The following is a 19,986-nucleotide window of genomic DNA, read 5'->3' on the forward strand; positions in this document are numbered from 1 at the left end:
TCCAATACGAGACGGTCTCGTATCGAAATGAAGGTATGTTCTCCCCATGTCCATACCGTCCGGCGCTCCCGTCGCCGTGCCCCAGGTCCCCGAGGCGGTCCACCGCCGCCGCTGGGCGATCCTCGCCGTCCTGATGTTCAGCCTGCTCATCGTGGTGCTGGACAACTCGATCCTGAACGTCGCCGTCAAGACGATCGCCTCCCCCTCGCCCACCGGTCTGGGCGCCACCCAGAGCGAGCTGGAGTGGGCCATCAACTCCTACACGCTCGTCTTCGCCGGACTGCTCTTCACCGCCGGCCTGCTCGGCGACCGCCTCGGACGCAAGAAGATCCTGCTCTTCGGCATCGTCGTCTTCGGACTGGGTTCGGCCTTCGCCGCCATGTCGGGATCGCCCGGCGAGCTCATCACCTGGCGCGCCGTGATGGGCTTCGGCGCCGCATTCGTCATGCCGGCCACGCTCGCCGTCCTGATGAACGTCTTCGAGCGCGACGAGCAGCCCAAGGCCATCGGCATCTGGGCCGGCAGCGTGGGTCTCGGCATCGCGATCGGCCCGATCACCGGCGGCCTGCTCCTCGAACACTTCTGGTGGGGTTCGATCTTCCTCGTCAACGTGCCCGTCGTGGTCGTCGCGCTGATCGCCATGGCCGTGCTCGTACCGGACTCCAGGGACCCGAAGCCGGGCCGTCTCGACCCGCTCGGCGTGGTGCTCTCCATCATCGGCCTGGTGCTGCTGGTGTACGGGATCATCCGCGGCGGCGAGCTCGCCGACTTCACCGACGTCTCCGTGCTGCTGCCCGTCGCCGGGGGCCTGGCCGTGCTGGTCGTGTTCGTCCTCCACGAGAAGCGCAGCAGCAGCCCGGCGATCGACATCTCGTACTTCAGGAAGCCGGCGTTCTCCGCCGCCGTCGCCGCCATCGCGCTGGTCTTCTTCGCGCTGATGGGCGTGACGTTCTTCTCCGCCTTCTACATGCAGAGCGTGCGCGGCTGGAGCGCCCTGCAGTCCGGGCTGCTGATCCTGCCGCTGGCCGTCGCGCAGATGGTCTTCGCCCCGCGGGCCCGGTTCGTGGTCGACCGGTTCGGTGCCCGTGCCGTGTGCACGGTGGGCATGCTGCTGGTCGCCGGTGGCCTGGCGGCGTTCGCCCTGTTCGATGCCACGACCCCGGTCTGGGTGATGTGCGTGGTCTTCTTCGTCCAGGGCACGGGCATGGCGCACGTGATGCCACCGGTCACCGTCGCCGTGATGCAGGCGCTGCCCCGGGAGAAGGCCGGATCGGGCTCGGCCGTGAACAACACGTTCCGACAGGTCGGCGGCGCCCTCGGGATCGCCGTGCTCGGATCGGTGCTCTCCGCCGTCTACCGCGGCGACATCGAGGGACACCTCGACGCGGTCCCGGCCGCGGCCAGGGACGTGGCGGGGGAGTCCATCGAGGCGACGCTCGGTGTCGCCGAGAAGATGGGTCCGGCGGGCACCCCGCTGGTGGCTGCCGCGCAGGACGCGTTCATGGGCGCCATGCACGTCACGGCCGTCGGCTCGGCGTGCGTCGCCCTGATCGGCGCGATCGTGGTCGCCCTGTTCCTGCCGGGCAGGCCGCCCGCCGGGCAGCCGGCCGCGCAGGACGAGCGGACGGTCCCGGTGGAGGCCTGACGGTCCCGGTGGAGGCCTGACGGTCGCGGGGGTGAGCCCCGGCGGTCGCGGCCGGGCACGGCGGGACCCGGCGGTCGCGGCCGGGCACGGCGGGACCCGGCGGTCGCGGCCGGGCGCCGAGGTGCCGGGCGCCTCCCGCGTCGGCGAGAATCGGCGGTGGTGAAAGGTGGTTCCACGTGCAGGCGCAAGCATCGGACCGGGACGGCCGGGTCTCCGGGGAACCGGACCGGCCGGCCCACGACGGCGGCCCGGCGCCGCATCCCGTCGGCGAACAGGAGCCACGCCGCGGCCGCCCGCGCAGCGCCGCCGCCGAGCGGGCCATCCTGGACGCCGTCGTCGAGCTCCTGGAGGCCGGCGAACCGCTCGCCGGCCTCTCCATCGAGCGGATCGCCCGCACCGCCGGGGTCGGCAAGGCCACCATCTACCGGCGCTGGACCGGCAAGGAGGAGCTCTTCGTCGATGTCCTGCGCGAGATCGAGCCACCGGAACCCGAGGTCTCCGGCACCGGGGGCCTCGGTGACCTGCGCGTCCTGCTGGAGTCCATGCGCACCCGCGGACTCGCCCAGCGTTCCTCGGTGCTGCTGCACAACGTCTTCGCCCAGATGAAGAGCCACCCCAAGCTGTGGGCGGAGTACCACCGCACGGTGATCGCGCCCCGCAGGGCCGCGATGCTCGCCGCCGTCGCCCGGGCCGTCGAGACGGGTGAGCTGCGGGGCGACGCGGATGTGGAGCTGATGGACGACCTGTTCCTCGGCCCCATGCTCGTACGCACCATCCACCGGCCCGACGCGCCGCTGCCCGAGGACCTCGCCGACCGCATCATCCGCCTGCTGATCCAGGGACTCGGACCGCGTCCCGCGGCCTCCGGCCGGGGCGAAGACGCAGGTCACCGCTGAGACCGGCCGGCTGACTCGCCCGGGCCGAGGCGAGTGTGAGCGTTCTGTCACAAGCCACCACTGACCCCCTGTGGCCGGAACCCTTCGCACCGCCCGGGTCGTCCTCGTGGCAGTACGGCCGTCGCCGACGGCCGGAAAGGCATCGTGCATCCCCTAGGGTCGTGGGCGCGGCGATGTGTACGGCAAGGCAGTGAGGACAGCGCAATGGTGCAGGCGTACAGGGCGGACACCGGGAACGGCGGCGCAGGACCGCAGCGCACCGGATCCCGTTTCCGGGACCTGCGCGACAGACTGACCCGGGACCCCGGCATCTGGCGGCGCGGGATCGTCCTGGCCGGCTGCTCGGTCCTGCTGGCCCTCGTGATGCTCCTCCACGCACAGATCCCGAACACCATCGGCAACCTGGGCAGCCTCACCGAGACGTTCCTGCCGTGGTGTGCCGTCTTCGTCCCGCTGCTGCTGATCCTGGGCCTGGTGCGCCGCTCGGCGACCGCGCTGATCGCCCTGCTGTTGCCGGTCCTGGTCTGGTTCAACGTCTTCGGAGGGCTGCTCACCGACAAGTCGGGCACCGGTGGCGATCTCACCGTCGCCACCCACAACGTCAACGCGGACAACCCCGACCCCGCCGGCACCGCCCAGCAGGTCGCCGGTTCGGGCGCCGACGTCGTCGCCCTCCAGGAACTCCCCAGCGGCAAGGTCACGGCCTACGAGTCGGCGCTCGCCGACCGCTTCCCGTACCACTCGGTGCAGGGGACCGTCGGCCTGTGGAGCAAGTACCCGCTCAGCGACACCCGCCCCGTCGACATCAAGATGGGCTGGGTCCGCGCCATGCGCACCACCGTCACCACGCCCCAGGGCCCGATCGCCGTCTACGTCGCGCATCTGCCCTCGGTACGGGTCAAGCTGCACGCCGGATTCACCGCCAGCCAGCGGGACCAGAGCGCGGACGCCCTCGGCAAGGCCATCTCCCACGAACCGCTGGAACGGATCGCGCTGCTCGGCGACCTCAACGGGACCATGAACGACCGCTCGCTCAACGCGGTCACCTCGCAGATGCGCTCCACCCAGGGCGCGGCAGGTGACGGCTTCGGCTTCAGCTGGCCCGCTTCCTTCCCGATGGCCCGGATCGACCAGATCATGGTGAAGGGCGTCGAACCGATGTCGTCGTGGACGCTGCCGGCCACGGACAGCGACCATCTTCCGATCGCCGCCCGCGTCAAACTGTGACGCAACGGTCCGTTTACCTCCGCGCACCAAACGTCTGAGAGAATTTGTTCCGAACGGGAACAAGGCCGCCGGCGAGGAAGCCGGTCCGTCACCGTGCGATCCGGCCCCGGCCGGCCCGCGCCGGCGCACGTCACGGCCGCGTTCCCTCCTGCCCCTCGCGCTCCCCGCAGGCCCACCGGGCCCGCGGCCGGAGCGCGCACGGGGCCCACTTCGGAAAGGTCTCTCCTCATGCCTCTGGCTCTGCTCGCACTCGCGGTGAGCGCCTTCGGCATCGGTACTACGGAGTTCGTGATGATGGGCCTGCTGCCCAACGTCGCGGACGATCTGGGCACCTCCGTCCCCACCGCGGGCTACCTCGTGTCGGCGTACGCGATCGGCGTGGTGCTCGGCGCCCCGCTGCTCACCGCCGTCGGCTCGCGCATCCCGCGCAAGCGGATGCTCCTGCTGCTGATGGCGCTGTTCACCTTCGGCAACCTCGCCTCCGCGCTGGCTCCGGACTTCGGCTGGCTGATCGCGGGACGCGTGCTGGCGGGGCTGCCGCACGGAGCCTTTTTCGGCGTCGGGGCGGTCGTCGCCGCCCGGCTGGTCTCCGACGGGCGCCAGGCACGGGCCGTGGCGACCATGTTCCTCGGCCTGACCGTCGCCAACATCGTCGGAGTCCCGGCCGCCACCCTGCTCGGCCAGCACCTCGGCTGGCGGGCCACGTTCCTGGTGGTCGCGGTGATCGGGCTCTGCGCGATGGCCGCGCTCGCCGGCCTCGTCCCGCAGATCCCGGTCGAGGCCCACCAGAACGTACGCCACGAGCTGCGCGCCCTGGGCAACCGTCAGGTCCTGCTCGGGCTCCTGACCGCCGTCTTCGGCTTCGCCGGGGTCTTCGCCGTGTACTCCTACCTCTCGGCGATGACGACCGAGGCGATGGGCTTCGGCGAGTCCTCGGTGACCCTGGTGCTGGCGCTCTTCGGCATCGGCATGACCCTGGGCGCACTCGCCGCGGGCCCGCTCACGGACCGGGCGCTGCGCCCGACGCTGTACGGCTCGCTGGGCGCGCTCGCCGTCGTCCTGGTCGTCTTCCCGTTCGCCGCCCACGTGCAGTGGGCCGCGCTGGTGATGGTCGTGCTGCTGGGCGGGGTCGGCTTCATGACGACCACGCCGTTGCAGATGCTCGTCATGAACAAGGCCAAGGACGCCCCGACCCTGGCATCCGCCTCCAACCACTCCGCCTTCAACCTGGCCAACGCGGGCGGCGCCTGGCTGGGCGGCGTCGCCATCGCGGCGGGCTGGGGCTGGACCTCCCCGGCCCTGGTCGGCGCGGTGCTGGCCGTCGCGGGCCTCGCGGTGGCGGTCACGGCCGGTGTACTGGACCGCGACCGGACCCCGTCACGGGTGGTGGCCCGGGCGGCGGCGGTGACCGAGCGGAGCCCGGCCACCTCAGGCGCACGCCCGGCACCGTCAGGCCGGTCCGGCGACTGAGGACACGACGATCCGCCGGTTCAAGACACTGCCCGCCACAATCAAGCCCGTCCGGCGATTGAGGACGAGACCTCGGCCGGGCGGGCGGTGCCGGAAATCAAGCCCGTCCGGCGATTGAGGACAAGACCCCGGCCGGGCGGGCGGTGCCGAAAACGAAGCCCGTCCGGCGATTGAGGACACCCCAGGGGCCGGACGGGCCCGCAGCACACCCGTACCCCCGGCGTCAGCCGGACTCGCGCCAGCGGTTCGTGATCGGCAGCCGCCGGTCCTTGCCGAAGCCCTTGGGCGAGATCTTCGTGCCCGGCGGGTACTGCCGCCGCTTGTACTCCGCCGTGTCCACCATCCGCAGCGTCTTCGCCACGAGCTCGGCGTCGAACCCGGCCGCGACGATCGCGTCGAGTCCCTGGTCCCGGTCGACGTACATCTCCAGGATCCGGTCCAGCACGTCGTAGTCGGGCAGCGAGTCCGTGTCGACCTGACCCGGCCGCAGCTCCGCGCTCGGCGGCTTGGTGATGGAGGCCTCGGGGATCGGCGGCGTCTGCCCGCGCTCCTCCGCCGCCCGGTTGCGCCACTTCGCCAGCCGGAAGACCGACGTCTTGTAGACGTCCTTGATCGGCCCGTACGCGCCGACGGAGTCCCCGTACAGCGTCGAGTAACCGACCGCCAGCTCCGACTTGTTGCCCGGAGCCAGGACGATTTGGCCCTCCTGGTTGGACACGGCCATCAGCATCGTGCCGCGCAGCCGCGACTGCAGGTTCTCCTCGGCGAGCCCGGTGAGCCCGAGCGAGCCCATGTACGCGTCGAACATCGGCTCGATCGGTACGGTCCGGAAGTTCAGTCCGGTACGCCGCGCCAGCTCGGCCGCGTCGCCCTTGGAGTGGTCCGAGGAGTACTTCGACGGCATCGAGATGCCGTACACGTGCTGCGCGCCCAGCGCGTCGCAGGCGATCGCGGCGACCAGCGCCGAGTCGATCCCGCCGGAGAGCCCGACCAGCACACTGCTGAAGCCGTTCTTCGCCGCGTACGCCCGCAGGCCCACCACGAGCGCCGAGTACAGCTCCTCGTCGTCGTCGAGCCGCTCCGCGTACCCTCCGGCCAGCTCCGCCTCGTACGCCGGCAGCGGCTTCTCGGAGAGGATCACGTGGTCGATCCGCAGCCCGTCGTTCACCACGCCGGACGGCGCCTCGGGCGAGGCGGCCGGCAGATCGAGGTCCAGGATCACACTGCCCTCGGCGAACTGCGGCGCACGGGCGATGACCTCGCCCTGCTTGTCGACGACGATCGAGTCCCCGTCGAAGACCAGCTCGTCCTGGCCGCCGATCATCGCGAGGTACGCGGTCGTGCAGCCGGCCTCCTGGGCCCGCTTGCGGACCAGTTCCAGCCGGGTGTCGTCCTTGTCCCGCTCGTACGGCGAGGCGTTGATCGACAGCAGCAGCCCGGCCCCGGCGGCACGCGCGGCCGGCACCCGGCCGCCGTCCTGCCAGAGGTCCTCGCAGATCGCCAGCGCCACGTCGACGCCGTGCACCCGTACGACGGGCATCGAGTCGCCCGGCACGAAGTACCGGAACTCGTCGAAGACGCCGTAGTTGGGCAGGTGGTGCTTGGCGAAGTTCAGCGCGATCTGTCCGCGGTGCAGCACCGCTGCGGCGTTCCGCGGCGATCCGGCGGGCTGGCCGTAGCGCGGCGCGGCGGACTCGGAACGGTCGAGGTAGCCGACGACGACCGGGAGTTCCCCGAAGCCCTCCGCGTCCAGGCGCGCGGCGAGCGCGCGCAGCGCCTCCCGCGACGCCTCGACGAAGGACGACCGCAGGGCCAGGTCCTCGACGGGGTATCCGGTCAGCACCATCTCGGGGAACGCCACCAGGTGGGCGCCCTGTTCGGCGGAGTGCCGGGTCCAGTGGAGGATCGACTCGGTGTTACCGGCGAGGTCGCCGACGGTCGAGTCGATCTGATTCAGTGCGAGGCGTAGTTGAGGCACGCCGCCCAGTGTAATCGTCTGACTGACGCGATGTCCTGGCGGGCCGGGCGAAATACGGCACGGCCCGCCGGGAATCCGCTCAGCGGCGGTAGCCGAGGACCGTCATCATGCCTGCCTCCGCGTGGTACAGGTTGTGGCAGTGGAGCATCCACAGACCCGGGTTGTCCGCGTCGAAGTCGACGGTCAGCGTCTGCCGGGGCAGCACGATCGCGGTGTCCTTACGGGCCCCGGCCGCGCCCCCGGCCAGCGCGAAGGTGTGTCCGTGCAGATGGATCGGGTGCCACATCGCGGTCGGGTTGTGGAACTCCATCCGGACCCGCTCGCCTGCCTTCACCGGATGACGCTGGTCGGCGGTGTAGGGCTTCCTGTCGAAGGCCCAGTCATACGCCTCCATGGAACCGGTCAGCCGCATCCGCACCGTCCGGTCGGGTTCGCGTACGGCCAGGGCCACCGAGGCGTCCGGGGACAGCCGGTCGGCCGTCACCAGTTCGCCGTCCAGTTCCTTCGGCCGTACGGACGCGCCGGGCGCGGCGCCGCTCCCGGTCCGCAGCAGGGCCATCGCCGAGGCCTTCTTGCCCTCGGCCAGCGCGGTCAGCGGGAACACCCCGTCCCCGGCGGTGACCAGGACGTCGTACCGCTCGCCCATCCCGATCAGCAGCGCGTCGGTCGTGGTGTGCCGGACCGGGAAGCCGTCGGTGTGCGTCACCGTCATCCGGTGGCCGCCGAGCGCGACGCGGAAGGCGGTGTCGCCGCCCGCGTTGATGATCCGCAGCCGGATCCGGTCGCCCGGCCGTGCGGTGAAGGAGGAAGGGTCCTCCGCCACGCGGCCGTTGACCAGGTAGTACGGATAGTCCACGTCTCCGGCGTCGCCGCCCAGCAGCTCGCTGGTGGCGCCCATCAGCATCCGCGAGGGCCCGCCGCTCGCGGGCGAGGCCGTCGACTGCATGGCGTGACCGCTGTGCCCGCCGCCCCCGGTGAGTTCCTGGAGCACGGCGTCGGGCGTGGAGCCGTCCACGCCGTCGACCCAGTCGTCCAGGACGACGGTCCACTCCTTGTCGTAGCCGAGAGGCTCCTTGGGGTCGTCCACGATCAGCGGCGCGTAGAGCCCGCGGTCCAGCTGGACGCCCGAGTGCGGGTGGAACCAGTACGTTCCGGGGTCCGGCACCGCGAACCGGTAGGTGAAGTCCGCCCCCGCCTCGACGGCCCGCTGGGTCAGCCCGGGCACCCCGTCCATGTCGTTGCGCAGGGCGAGTCCGTGCCAGTGCATCGAGGTGGGCTGCGGCAGGTGGTTGGCGAGGGTGAGAGCGAGCGTGTCGCCCGCGGTGACCCGGACCTCCTTCCCGGGGAGCCGGTCCCCGTATGCCCACGAGCTGACGGTGTGCCCGTCGCCGAGGTCGAGCCGGGACGGGGTCGCGGTCAGGGTGACCTTGCGCTCGGGTCCGGCGCCCCGCCGCTGCTCGGCCGCGGCGACCTCCGGGCCGTCGGGGGAGACGTAGCCCTCCGGGACGGTGGTGCCGGAGGGGGCGGGGTGGTTCATGGCGGAGTGGTCCGCGGCGGCGTCGCGGCCGGCGCAGGCGGTGAGAACTCCCGTACCGGCAAGGGCGAGCGAGGCGCCGAGCACGGCGCGTCGGGTGTGCTGAGCGGGCATGACTGAGTGCACCTCAAGGATGTGGTCGGTGTGCTGGAGGACGGACGGGCGCGGGACGCCTATATCCGAAGCACCGACAGTCCGGTGAGGGCGGCCTTGCGCGGCCGGGGCGGGGGAGGAGGAGGCCGGGGCATCCGCGGCGACCGGCCGCGGCCCGGGCCCGACGACGGGGCGGCGCACCGCCGCACCACCAGCCACAGGGTGAGCAGCGCGACGCCCCAGGCAGCCAGCACCGCGACGCAGACGGACAGGGGGTCCATGCCGGGCACCGGCGCCGGGACGTCGTGCCGCAGGGCCACCGAGGGTCCGGTCGGCATGGCAGTCCCGGCCGTTACGGCAGTCCCGGCCGTCACAGGCTCGGTCATCACCGATCGGGTCATCGCATGCGAGGCGGCCGGCATCGCGTGCCCCGGGCCGCTGTGCTCCGCAGGGTGCCCGACGGTGTGCATGGTGAAGATCCCGAAGAGCAGCGCGGCGAACAGCAGCAGCCGCCCGTACGTCGCACTCCTCGATCCGGACATGCCGGCCACCCTACCCCCGCCGGGTATGCGAATCGCGGCTGCCCGCCGCCCCCGCGCGGCGGGCAGCGGGGCGTCCGGCGGCGACGGACAACGGACCGTCCGGCTGTGGAGAGCCGGCAGTCGGGCGGGAGCGACGGGCTGTCACGCGGCGGGCGACGGACGGCCGGCCGGGGGGCGGGCCGCCGTCCGGTCACACGGCGTACGGGTCAGTTGCGGGAGTAGACCTGCTCCGCCCAGCCGGCGATCTGGTCGTCGGAGAGGTGCTGGGCCAGATCGGCCTCACTGATCATGCCGATCAGCTTCTTGTTCTCGACGACCGGCAGCCGGCGGATCCGGTGGGACTGCATCTCCTCCAGCACCGCCTCCACCTCGGCCTCCGCGTCGATCCAGCGCGGCGTGCCCTGCGCGAGGTCGCCGGCGGTCACCTTCGACGGGTCCCGGCCCATCGCCACACAGGCGACCACGATGTCGCGGTCCGTGAGGATGCCGACCATCCGGTCCTGTTCGCCGTTCTCCGAGATGGGCAGCGCGCCGACGTTGTGGTCGCGCATCAGCTGGGCGGCGCGGTCGAGGGTCTCGTGCGCCGGGATCCAGGTGGCGCCGGTGTGCATGATGTCCTTGGCGGTGGTCATGGGGCTTCCTCCTGCGTGCCGATGGGCACTCGCGTACGACCCCGAGCGAACCCATCGTGTGGGGCTCGCCCGGGGCACGCGACCGCTATCACCCATTCGGGTGCAATCCGGGGAAGGAGGTTTCAGGACACCTTCTCCGGCCGGGGCGCGGCGCCCCGTGTCGCGAGCATCCCGGCCATGGCCTGCAGCTCGGACTCCTGGCCTTCGACCATGCCCCGGGCCAGCCGCTTCTCCACCTTCACGGTGCACAGGTCCGCGCAGCCGCGGGCCATGTCGATGCCGCCCTTGTGGTGGTCGGTCATCAGCTGGAGGTACAGGATCCCGGCCTTCCTGCCGCTGGCCCCGCGGAGCTGTCCGAGCTCGGTACGGGTCGCCATGCCGGGCATGAGGGAGCCGTCATGGGCTTCGTAACCGCCGTCCATACCCGGCATCCCGGCCATGTCGTGGCCCGCGTGCTGCCCGGCGGCCATCCAGGCCATCGGTTCCTGCCCGGCGGCCGCCTTCGGCAGCTCCCACAGGTCCAGCCAGCCGAGCAGCATGCCCCGCTGGTTGGCCTGCGTGTTGGCGATGTCGTACGCGAGGCGGCGTACGTCCTCGTCGTCGGTGCGGTCGCGCACCAGGAAGGACATCTCCACGGCCTGCTGATGGTGGACGGCCATGTCGCGGGCGAACCCGGCGTCCGCTGAGCCGGACGCCGGGGCCTGAACGGCGGAGGCGGCGTGCTGCCCGTCCCCGTCTCCGTCGCCCCGCGCGGAGGCGACGGTCGCGGCCCCCGCGAACAGCAACGCGAGCACGACGGCGGAACCGGCGGCCCACCAGAGGCGCCGGACCCCGCCCGCGGCCTGTTCAGCCTTCTCCTCCGCCGCCTCCTCCGTCACCTCTGTCACCTCTGTCACGGAGCCGCCAGTCCGCCGGTGCACGCGGCGCCCGGCTCGGGCGTCTGCGGGCCCTGCACGTACTTGGCGAAGAACTGCGCCACCCTGCGGTCATCGGCGCTGTCCACCGTGACCTGCTTGCCCCAGGCGCTCAGCATGATGCTGCCGGCCTGGTCCTTGTACGGGCTCATGAGCGAGTACGGCGTCTTCGCGACCCGCTCGGCCAGCTTGTCCACGTCCGCGGCCGGGGCCTTGTCCGTGTACGTCACCCACACCGACCCGTGCTCCAGCGCGTGCACGGCGTTCATGTCGGGAATCGACGCTTTGTATACATCGCCGTCGCAGTTCATCCAGACGGGGCTGTGGTCACCGCCGACCGGCGGCTTCATCGGGTACGAGACGGTCTCGGTGACGTGGTTGCGGGTCAGCTTCTTCGCGTCCCACGTCTTCTCGCCCTGGATCGGCCCGTCGGCCAGTTCCTTCTTCTCCGCCTCGGACTGCTCGGCGTTCTTGGCATCGGCGGCCTTCTGGTCGGCCGAGGCCTCCGTCCGGTCGATGAGTGTGTAGGCGCCGAAGCTGACGAGACCTGCGACGACGACGGCGCTGAGGCTTATGACCAGCACACGGGTGCGACGGTCACGCGCGCGGTCGGCCTTGCGCATCTGCTCTATGCGGGTCCTGCGGTCGAAGCTCATGTCGTGGGTCCTTCTGCGAAGGGGCGATGAGAGGACGGAACGGGTCGGGAAACCGGTGCGCGCGGGGCAGTTGCGAGGCCGCCGCACCCCGTACGCACCATGGCCGACGATCGTAGTGGGTGGCCGAGTGCTCCATCTCACGTCGGGTGCGTAATCTGGGTGAAATCCGGGGTCGTGATACTGGACTCTCCCCCTTACCCCGGGCGGTGGTGCACGGACCGTCTGAACTGCAAGGATGTGGCTATGGACAAGCAGCAGGAATTCGTCCTCAGGACGCTTGAGGAGCGCGACATCCGGTTCGTCCGGCTGTGGTTCACCGACGTGCTCGGTTACCTCAAGTCCGTGGCCGTGGCCCCCGCCGAGCTGGAACAGGCGTTTGACGAGGGAATCGGCTTCGACGGCTCCGCCATCGAGGGTTTCGCCCGGGTGTACGAGTCGGACATGATCGCCAAGCCGGACCCGGGCACGTTCCAGATCCTGCCCTGGCGCGCGGAGGCCCCCGGCACGGCCCGGATGTTCTGCGACATCCTGATGCCCGACGGCTCGCCGTCCTTCGCCGACCCGCGCTACGTGCTCAAGCGCATCCTGGCCAAGACCTCCGACCTGGGATTCACCTTCTACACCCACCCGGAGATCGAGTTCTTCCTGCTGAAGAACAAGCCGGTCGACGGCACCCGCCCCACCCCCGCGGACAGCTCCGGCTACTTCGACCACACCCCGCAGAACGTCGGCATGGACTTCCGCCGCCAGGCGATCACCATGCTCGAATCCATGGGCATCTCGGTCGAGTTCAGCCACCACGAGGGCGCTCCGGGCCAGCAGGAGATCGACCTGCGCTACGCCGACGCGCTCTCCACGGCCGACAACATCATGACCTTCCGCCTGGTCATGAAGCAGGTCGCGCTGGAGCAGGGCGTGCAGGCCACCTTCATGCCGAAGCCGTTCTCGGAGTACCCCGGCTCGGGCATGCACACCCACCTCTCCCTCTTCGAGGGCGACCGCAACGCGTTCTACGAGTCCGGCGCCGAGTACCAGCTCTCCAAGGTCGGCCGGTCCTTCATCGCGGGTCTGCTCAAGCACGCCGCGGAGATCTCCGCCGTCACCAACCAGTGGGTCAACTCCTACAAGCGCATCTGGGGCGGCTCCTCCCGCGCCGCGGGCGCCGGCGGCGAGGCCCCCTCGTACATCTGCTGGGGCCACAACAACCGCTCCGCGCTGATCCGCGTTCCCATGTACAAGCCCGGCAAGACCGGCTCGGCCCGCGTCGAGGTCCGCTCCATCGACTCCGGCGCCAACCCCTACCTGACGTACGCGGTGCTCCTGGCCGCGGGCCTCAAGGGCATCGAGGAGGGCTACGAGCTCCCGGCCGGCGCCGACGACGACGTCTGGGCCCTGTCCGACGCCGAGCGCCGCGCGATGGGCATCGAGCCGCTGCCGCAGAACCTGGGCGAGGCGATCGCGCTGATGGAGAAGAGCGAACTGGTCGCCGAGACGCTCGGCGAGCACGTCTTCGACTTCTTCCTGCGCAACAAGAAGCAGGAGTGGGAGGAGTACCGCAGCGAGGTCACGGCCTTCGAGCTGAAGGCACTGCTGCCGGTGCTGTAGGCGCAGGCCGGCGCCGCTGAGGCGCTTGAGCGTTGCTTCGGGCCGACGGTTTCGTACCGTCGGCCCGAAGTCGTTCCGGTCGGCTTCCCGCCGGAACGCGGTCTTCGGGGCGCGTGCCCAGGGTGCGATCCGCGGCCGCACCACTACTGACTATTCGTCAGTTCTCTGCGATGCTCCGCGCCATGGCGGATGGACCGGGAACGAATGAACCCACCGGAGAGGCACCCCGCGGCGCCCCGGACGTGCTGGCACCGGCCCGGCTCGGGCCGCTCCGGTTGCGTAACCGGGTCATCAAGGCCGCGACCTTCGAGGGCGTCACGCCCGACGCGCTGGTCACCCAGGAGCTCATCGACTACCACCTGCGCCCCGCCGAGGGCGGGGTGGCCATGACCACCGTGGCGTACTGTGCCGTGGCCCCGGAAGGCCGCACCGAGCGGCGTCAGCTGTGGATGCGGCCCGAGGCGCTGCCCGGGCTGCGCAGGCTGACGGAGGCGGTGCACGGTACCGGGGCGGCCGTGTCCGCGCAGCTCGGCCACGCCGGCCCGGTGGCCGACGGGCGGTCCAACGGGGTCGCGTCCCTCGCCCCGATGGCGGGGTTCAACGCGCTGAGCATGCGCCGTAACAAGGCGGCCACCGCCGAGGACATCGACCGGGTCATCAAGGCCCACGCGGAGGCGGCCCTTCTCGCGGCCGAGGCCGGGTTCGACGCCGTGGAGATCCATCTCGGCCACAACTACCTGGCCAGCGCCTTCCTCAGCCCCCGGCTGAACCGCCGCACCGACGCCTTCGGCGGCTCCCTGCGCGCCCGCGCCGCCGTCGCGCTGGGCGTCACCCGGGCGGTGCGCGACGCCCTCGGCGACCGGCTCGCCATCACCGCCAAGCTGAACATGAAAGACGGGGCGCCCGGCGGCCTCACCGTGGACGACAGCCTCCAGGTCGCCCGCTGGCTGGAGGAGGACGGCAGTGTCGACGCCCTCGAACTGACCGCGGGAAGCTCCCTGTTGAACCCGATGTACCTGTTCCGCGGCGGCGCCCCCGTCGCCGGGTTCGCGGCCAACTTCCCGCTTCCGCAGCGCCTCGCGATCCGGGCGGTGGGGCGCGCGGTGTTCCGTACGTATCCCTACCGCCCGCTGTACCTGCTCGAATCCGCCCGGCAGTTCCGCGCCGCGCTCGGCCTGCCGCTCATCCTGCTCGGCGGGGTCACCGACCGGGAGGGCATGGACCGGGGCATGGCGGAGGGCTTCGAGTTCGTCGCGATGGCCCGCGCTCTGCTGCGCGAGCCCGACCTGCTGCACCGCAGCGGGCGCGACGCCGCCACCCGCTCGCAGTGCATCCACTGCAACCGCTGCATGCCCACCATCTACACGGGGACCCACTGCCCGCTGGTCGGGGAAGAGGGAGAGGGCGGGTACGGGAGGAACTGAAGCCTTCAGGCGAAGCTCCGGCCCATCTCGTCCAGGACCTCGTCGATCACCTCGACCGGCTCCCGGGCCAGGTCCTCCTCGATCCACATCCGCATCGCGATCCGCAGCGAGGACAGGAACGCCGCCGCGAGGACCACGGGGCGGACCGGGGTCCGGCGGGCGGCCACGGCCTCCGCCAAATCGCTTTCCAGCGCCGCGTGGTTGGCGAGCTGGCGGGCCAGGAGAGAGGGGTGGCGCAGGGCGAGCCGGGTACGGACGGCCCATTCGCGTTCCGGTGGTGCGACGCGCACGGCGAACTGCGTCATGGCCGCCCGGAGCGCCGTCCAGGCGGCCTCCTCGGCGGGACGTTCGCGTACGGCCCTGACGAGCTCCCCGATCTGCTGCTCGTCGCCGTGGAGCAGGGCGTCCTCCTTGCCGGCGAAGTAGTTGGAGAACGTTCTGCGGGAGATCCCGGCCGCGTCCGCCACGGCCTCCACCGTGAGCTGGTCGAAGCCGTGCTCGACGGTCAGCCGCAACGCCGCTTCGTGCACGGCCTGCCGGGTGGCTTCCTTCTTGCGTTCCCGAAGTCCCACAGAGCGCTCCATGACTGCCATTATCCGTGGCCGGAGCAGGCGGGCGGGACCGGGCCGGGGCCGTGCTGAGGTAGTGTTTCGCATTCCCGCACGGGGACGTACCGAAGGAGGTGGGACCCATTACCGCTGTATCAGGCTGGGTGCTCGCCTCACATGATCGCGTGGCCGACCGGACGTAACCGGCCGCGGAGCACCCATCGGCGTTTTCCCGAAAGGCTCTCCGCTCCATGCCGGTCCCGCTGTCACCGCTCACTCTCTCCTCTCTCGTCACCACCCTCCGCTCCGCCGGCTGTGTCTTCGCCGAGGACGAGGCGGATCTGATCGCCGCCACCGCGGCCGGTCCCGCCGAACTCGCGGCCATGGTGGAACGGCGCGTCGCCGGACACCCCCTGGAACACGTCCTCGGCTGGGCCGAGTTCAGCGGTCTGCGCATCGCCGTGGACCCCGGAGTCTTCGTCCCCCGCCGCCGCACCGAGTTCCTGATCCGCCAGGCCGCGGAATTGGCCCCGAGCCCGGCCGTCGTGGTCGACCTCTGCTGCGGCTCGGGCGCACTCGGCGCCGCCCTCGCCGCCACGCTGGACGGGGTCGAGCTGCACGCCGCCGACGTCGAGCCCGCCGCCGTCCGCTGCGCCCGGCGCAACGTCGGCGAGCGGGGCCGGGTCTACGAGGGCGACCTCTTCACCCCGCTGCCGGGCTCCCTGCGCGGGCGCGTCGACGTGCTCCTGGCCAACGTGCCGTACGTACCGACGGGCGATGTCGCCCTGCTGCCCGTCGAGGCGCGCGTCCACGAACCCCTCGTCGCCCTCGACGGAGGCGGCGACGGCCTCGACGTGATGCGCAGGGTGGCCGCCGAGGCGCCGCGGTGGCTCGTCCCGGGCGGCAGCCTGCTGTGCGAGACCAGCGAACGGCAGGCGGCCCACGCCGGGGAGATCCTGCGGAGCTGCGGACTGCGGCCGCGCGTGGTCACCTCCGACGAGTGGTACGCCACCGTCGTCATCGGCACCCTGCCGGCCGGCTGAGCCGGCGCGGCCAGACCTGCTGAGCCGAGGCGGGCAGGCCGGCTGAGCCTGCGCGGCCGGCACCTCGGACGGGCCCGCGCGTTCGGCCCGTCCGGGACGCCCTCCTCAGCCGAAGCTCCAGCGCGTCTGCGTGAACGGGTCGCCCTTCCCGAAGCCGAACACCGTCCGCGGGGAGACCGCGAAGACCTCGGCCCGGTTGCCCTGCGCACCGACGAACCCGCCGTCCGCCACGTCGAAGTGCCAGTCGGTGCCGTACTTCGTCTCCCACACCTTCGCCAGCCGGGCCAGCCTGTCGTCGTCGGTCACCCGCTCCGCCCGGCCCTCGACCACCACGTCGAGCCCTTCCGACCACGCGTTGCTCCCGGTCGTGAGGACGACCTCGGCGTTGCCCGCCAGATTGCGGGCCTTGCGTTCCTCGGAGCCCGTACAGAAGTGCAGCGCGCCCTCCCACCAGACACCGATCAGCGGGGTGACGTGCGGGCGGCCGTCCGGACGGACCGTGCTCAGCCAGTACAGCTCGGCCTCGGACAGCAGCCGCCGGGCACCGGCCCAGGGGGCGGCCACCGCCCCGGGGCTGCTGTAACGGGGGTCCAGCTCGGCGACGGGTTCGGATGCGGACATGGTCGGTCCTCCCGGTCGGGGTTCTGAAAACGATCCTGCCTACGAAGGGGTGACTACGCATGCGCTCCGTACTCATCGGTGCAGGACCGGCACCCCGGACTAAGCTCGTAGAACTGGGTGGTGATCGGGCGGCGAGCAGGAGAGCGCGGAATGACGACGTTGCCGGGGCGCAGGAGCAGCACGTTCACCCGACTGCTGCGGCACGGTTTCACCGATCCGTCCGCCGCCGAGCGGCTGCTGGAGCTGCCGGAACTCTCCTCCGTACGCTCCGACCCGGTCCTCCTCGACGCCCTCGGGGCCACCGCCGACCCCGATCTGGCGCTGCGCGGGGTCGTCCGGCTCGTCGAGGCCGAGGAGGCCGACGAGCGGCAGATCCTGCTGGACACCCTCGTCACCGCCAAGCCCCTGCGGGACCGGCTCCTCGGGGTGCTCGGGGCGTCCGAGGCGCTCGGTGACCACCTGGCCCGGCATCCGCGCGACTGGCAGGCCCTGGTCACGTATGAGGCGGCCGATCTGCACCCCGGGGTTCCCGAGTTCGTACGCGAGCTGGAAGGAGCCACAGACCCCGACTCGCTGCGCGTCGCCTACCGCCGGTGCCTGCTGTCGATAGCGGCACGCGACGTGTGCGGGACGACGGATGTCGCCGAGGCCGCCGCCGAGCTGGCCGACCTGGCCACCGCGACGCTCCGGTCCGCGCTCGCCATCGCCTGTACGGCCACGCCCGCCGACGCCGCGCAGTGCAGGATCGCCGTCATCGCGATGGGCAAGTGCGGCGGCCACGAGCTCAACTACGTCTCCGACGTCGACGTCATCTTCGTGGCGGAGCCCGCCGACCACACGGAGGAGAGCGCGGCGATGCAGGCCGCCACCCGGCTGGCCGCGCACATGATGCGGATCTGCTCCGACCAGACCGCCGAGGGCACCATCTGGCCCGTCGACGCCAATCTCCGGCCCGAAGGCCGCAACGGGCCCCTGGTGCGCACGCTCAGCTCGCACCTCGCCTACTACCAGCGCTGGGCCAAGACGTGGGAGTTCCAGGCGCTCCTCAAGGCCCGCCCGGTGGCCGGTGACCCGGAGCTGGGCGCCGCGTACGTCGAGGCCGTCTCACCGCTCGTCTGGCAGGCCGCGGACCGGGAGAACTTCGTCCCCGACGTACAGAAGATGCGCCGCCGGGTCATCGACACCATCCCCGCCGACCGGGTCGACCGCGAGATCAAGCTCGGTCCGGGCGGACTGCGGGACGTCGAGTTCGCCGTCCAGCTGCTCCAGCTCGTCCACGGCCGCAACGACGCCGGCCTGCGCAGCGGATCCACGCTGGAGGCCCTGGGGGCGCTCGCCCGAGGCGGATACGTGGGGCGGGTGGACGCCTCCCAGCTGGACGACGCCTACCGCTTCCTGCGCACCATGGAGCACCGCATCCAGCTCTACCGGCTGCGCCGCACCCATCTCGTCCCGGTCGACGAGCCGGACCTGCGGCGGCTCGGGCGCTCCCTCGGCATGCGCACCGACCCCATCGCCGAGCTCAACCAGGCCTGGAAACGGCATGCCTCCGTGGTGCGGCGGCTGCACGAGAAGCTCTTCTACCGGCCGCTGCTCGACGCCGTCGCCCAGCTCGCCCCCGGCGAGTCCCGGCTCAGCGCGAAGGCCGCCGCGCACCGCCTGGAAGCCCTCGGTTACGAGGACCCGGCGGCCGCCCTGCGGCACCTGGAGGCGCTGTCCTCCGGGGTGTCGCGCAAAGCCGCCATCCAGCGCACGCTGCTGCCGGTGCTGCTCGGCTGGTTCGCCGACTCCGCCGACCCGGACGCCGGACTGCTCGGCTTCCGCAAGGTGTCCGACGCGCTCGGCAAGACCCCGTGGTACCTGCGCCTCCTGCGGGACGAGGGCGCGGCGGCCGAGAACCTCGCCCGGGTCCTGTCCGCCGGCCGGCTCGCTCCCGACCTGCTGCTGCGCGCCCCCGAGGCGGTGGCGATCCTCGGCGACCCGCAGGGGCTGAAGCCGCGCAGCCGGGAGCACCTGGAACAGGAGGTGCTGGCCGCGGTGGGGCGCTCGGAGGACGCGGAGTCGGCGGTGGCGGTCGTGCGCGGGGTGCGGCGGCGCGAGCTGTTCCGTACGACGGCCGCGGACCTCATCGGCTCCTACGGCACCGAGGAGAGTCCGGCCGAACCCGACCCCGGGGCCCTCGTGGACCGGGTCGGCAGCGCCGTCACCGATCTGAACGCCGTCACGATCGCCGGAGCGCTCCGCGCCGCCGTCCGCGCGGAGTGGGGCGACACCCTGCCCACCCGGTTCGCGGTGATCGGCATGGGCCGCTTCGGCGGCCATGAGCTCTCGTACGGCTCCGACGCGGACGTCCTGTTCGTCCACGCGCCCCGCGAGGGCGTCGACGAGCAGGAGGCGAGCCGGGCCGCGAACCGGGTGGTCGCCGAGATGCGCAGGCTGCTCCAGCTGCCCACCGCCGACCCGCCGCTGCTCATCGACGCGGATCTGCGCCCCGAGGGCAAGAGCGGGCCGCTGGTGCGCACCCTTAAGTCGTACGAGGCGTACTACCGGCGCTGGTCGCTGGTCTGGGAGAGCCAGGCGCTGCTGCGCGCGCAGCCGATGGCGGGCGACGTCGACCTGGGCCGCGACTTCATCGAGCTCATCGACCCGCTGAGGTACCCCGCGGAAGGGCTCGGGGAGGACGCGGTCCGGGAGATCCGGCGGCTAAAGGCACGGATGGAGTCCGAGCGGATGCCGCGCGGCGCGGACGCGACGCTCCACACGAAGCTGGGCCGGGGCGGGCTGAGCGACGTGGAGTGGACGGTCCAGCTGATGCAGATGCAGCACGGCTGGGCGGAGCCGGGGCTGCGCACCACCCGGACGAGGCAGGCGCTGGCGGCGGCGTGCGCGGCGGGGCTGATCTCGGGCGAGGACGCGCAGACGCTGGACGAGGCGTGGGTCCTGGCGACGCGGGTCCGCAACGCGGTGATGCTGGTGCGGGGGAGGCCCGCGGACACGTTCCCGTCCGGGCCGCGGGAGCTGACCGCGGTGGGGCGGTATCTGGGGTACGAGCCCGGGCATGTCGGGGACATGTTGGACGACTACCGGCGCATTACGCGCAGGGCGCGGGCGGTGGTGGACGAGCGGTTCTACGGGGGGTGAGGGGGCCCCTTCGGGGC

The 19,986-nt window shown here is 71.9% G+C and carries 16 protein-coding genes; 8 read left to right on the top strand and 8 right to left on the bottom strand.

Features of this window, described 5'->3' with window-relative positions; translation table 11 throughout:
* Positions 1-46: 46 nt before the first annotated feature.
* The 4 genes from EAO72_RS13910 (at position 47) to EAO72_RS13925 (ending at position 5,238) form a co-directional block, all read left to right on the top strand.
* Positions 47-1,645 carry an MFS transporter gene (locus EAO72_RS13910; RefSeq protein WP_148017605.1) on the top strand — a complete coding sequence of 533 codons (1,599 nt, stop codon included), beginning with the start codon at positions 47-49 and terminating at the stop codon, positions 1,643-1,645.
* Between the two features lie 176 nt (positions 1,646-1,821).
* On the top strand, positions 1,822-2,541 hold the full coding sequence (locus tag EAO72_RS13915) for a TetR/AcrR family transcriptional regulator (protein ID WP_148017606.1): 720 nt from the start codon (positions 1,822-1,824) through the stop codon (positions 2,539-2,541).
* A gap of 204 nt (positions 2,542-2,745) precedes the next feature.
* Positions 2,746-3,768: an endonuclease/exonuclease/phosphatase family protein gene (locus EAO72_RS13920; RefSeq protein ID WP_148017607.1), complete on the top strand. Its 1,023-nt coding sequence runs from the start codon at positions 2,746-2,748 to the stop codon at positions 3,766-3,768.
* A 228-nt stretch (positions 3,769-3,996) separates the two neighbouring features.
* Positions 3,997-5,238 (top strand): MFS transporter, encoded by a 1,242-nt coding sequence (locus EAO72_RS13925; RefSeq protein WP_148017608.1) that lies wholly within the window; start codon positions 3,997-3,999, stop codon positions 5,236-5,238.
* Between the two features lie 223 nt (positions 5,239-5,461).
* Here EAO72_RS13925 and EAO72_RS13930 read toward each other — a convergent pair whose 3' ends face one another.
* The 6 genes from EAO72_RS13930 to EAO72_RS13955 all read right to left on the bottom strand — a co-directional run bounded on the left by EAO72_RS13930 (position 5,462) and on the right by EAO72_RS13955 (position 11,587).
* Positions 5,462-7,216: an NAD+ synthase gene (locus EAO72_RS13930; RefSeq protein ID WP_148017609.1), complete on the bottom strand. Its 1,755-nt coding sequence runs from the start codon at positions 7,214-7,216 to the stop codon at positions 5,462-5,464.
* A gap of 79 nt (positions 7,217-7,295) precedes the next feature.
* Positions 7,296-8,864 carry a multicopper oxidase family protein gene (locus EAO72_RS13935; protein ID WP_148017610.1) on the bottom strand — a complete coding sequence of 523 codons (1,569 nt, stop codon included), beginning with the start codon at positions 8,862-8,864 and terminating at the stop codon, positions 7,296-7,298.
* A 59-nt stretch (positions 8,865-8,923) separates the two neighbouring features.
* Complete coding sequence (locus EAO72_RS13940) at positions 8,924-9,385, bottom strand: hypothetical protein (protein WP_148017611.1); 462 nt, start codon at positions 9,383-9,385, stop codon at positions 8,924-8,926.
* Positions 9,386-9,591: 206 nt separating this feature from the next.
* Positions 9,592-10,017, bottom strand: coding sequence for a CBS domain-containing protein (locus tag EAO72_RS13945; RefSeq protein ID WP_148017612.1), 426 nt, complete (start codon positions 10,015-10,017; stop codon positions 9,592-9,594).
* A 122-nt stretch (positions 10,018-10,139) separates the two neighbouring features.
* Positions 10,140-10,904: a DUF305 domain-containing protein gene (locus EAO72_RS13950; protein ID WP_261991476.1), complete on the bottom strand. Its 765-nt coding sequence runs from the start codon at positions 10,902-10,904 to the stop codon at positions 10,140-10,142.
* 5 nt (positions 10,905-10,909) lie between these two features.
* Entirely contained in the window at positions 10,910-11,587 is a 678-nt protein-coding gene (locus EAO72_RS13955) for a DUF3105 domain-containing protein (protein WP_261991465.1), read from the bottom strand.
* A 243-nt stretch (positions 11,588-11,830) separates the two neighbouring features.
* On the opposite strand from EAO72_RS13955, the gene glnA reads away from it, so the two are divergent.
* Together glnA and EAO72_RS13965 are read left to right on the top strand one after the other, a co-directional pair.
* Positions 11,831-13,192, top strand: a complete 1,362-nt coding sequence (gene glnA / locus EAO72_RS13960; protein WP_136324925.1) for a type I glutamate--ammonia ligase — start codon at positions 11,831-11,833, stop codon at positions 13,190-13,192.
* A 182-nt stretch (positions 13,193-13,374) separates the two neighbouring features.
* The gene (locus EAO72_RS13965) at positions 13,375-14,616 is read left to right on the top strand and encodes an NADH:flavin oxidoreductase (protein ID WP_148017613.1); all 1,242 of its coding nucleotides are present in this window, start codon (positions 13,375-13,377) and stop codon (positions 14,614-14,616) included.
* Between the two features lie 5 nt (positions 14,617-14,621).
* Here the strand turns inward: EAO72_RS13965 and EAO72_RS13970 are convergent, their stop codons facing one another.
* Complete coding sequence (locus tag EAO72_RS13970) at positions 14,622-15,200, bottom strand: TetR family transcriptional regulator (protein ID WP_148017614.1); 579 nt, start codon at positions 15,198-15,200, stop codon at positions 14,622-14,624.
* Positions 15,201-15,415: 215 nt separating this feature from the next.
* On the opposite strand from EAO72_RS13970, the gene EAO72_RS13975 reads away from it, so the two are divergent.
* Complete coding sequence (locus EAO72_RS13975; RefSeq protein WP_148017615.1) at positions 15,416-16,207, top strand: putative protein N(5)-glutamine methyltransferase; 792 nt, start codon at positions 15,416-15,418, stop codon at positions 16,205-16,207.
* A 105-nt stretch (positions 16,208-16,312) separates the two neighbouring features.
* Here the strand turns inward: EAO72_RS13975 and EAO72_RS13980 are convergent, their stop codons facing one another.
* Entirely contained in the window at positions 16,313-16,828 is a 516-nt protein-coding gene (locus EAO72_RS13980; protein WP_148017616.1) for a pyridoxamine 5'-phosphate oxidase family protein, read from the bottom strand.
* A gap of 150 nt (positions 16,829-16,978) precedes the next feature.
* Between EAO72_RS13980 and EAO72_RS13985 the strand changes: the two genes are divergently transcribed.
* Complete coding sequence (locus EAO72_RS13985; protein ID WP_148017617.1) at positions 16,979-19,969, top strand: bifunctional [glutamine synthetase] adenylyltransferase/[glutamine synthetase]-adenylyl-L-tyrosine phosphorylase; 2,991 nt, start codon at positions 16,979-16,981, stop codon at positions 19,967-19,969.
* Positions 19,970-19,986 lie beyond the last annotated feature (17 nt).

Source organism: Streptomyces sp. OR43, assembly GCF_008042275.1.
Lineage (GTDB): Bacteria > Actinomycetota > Actinomycetes > Streptomycetales > Streptomycetaceae > Streptomyces.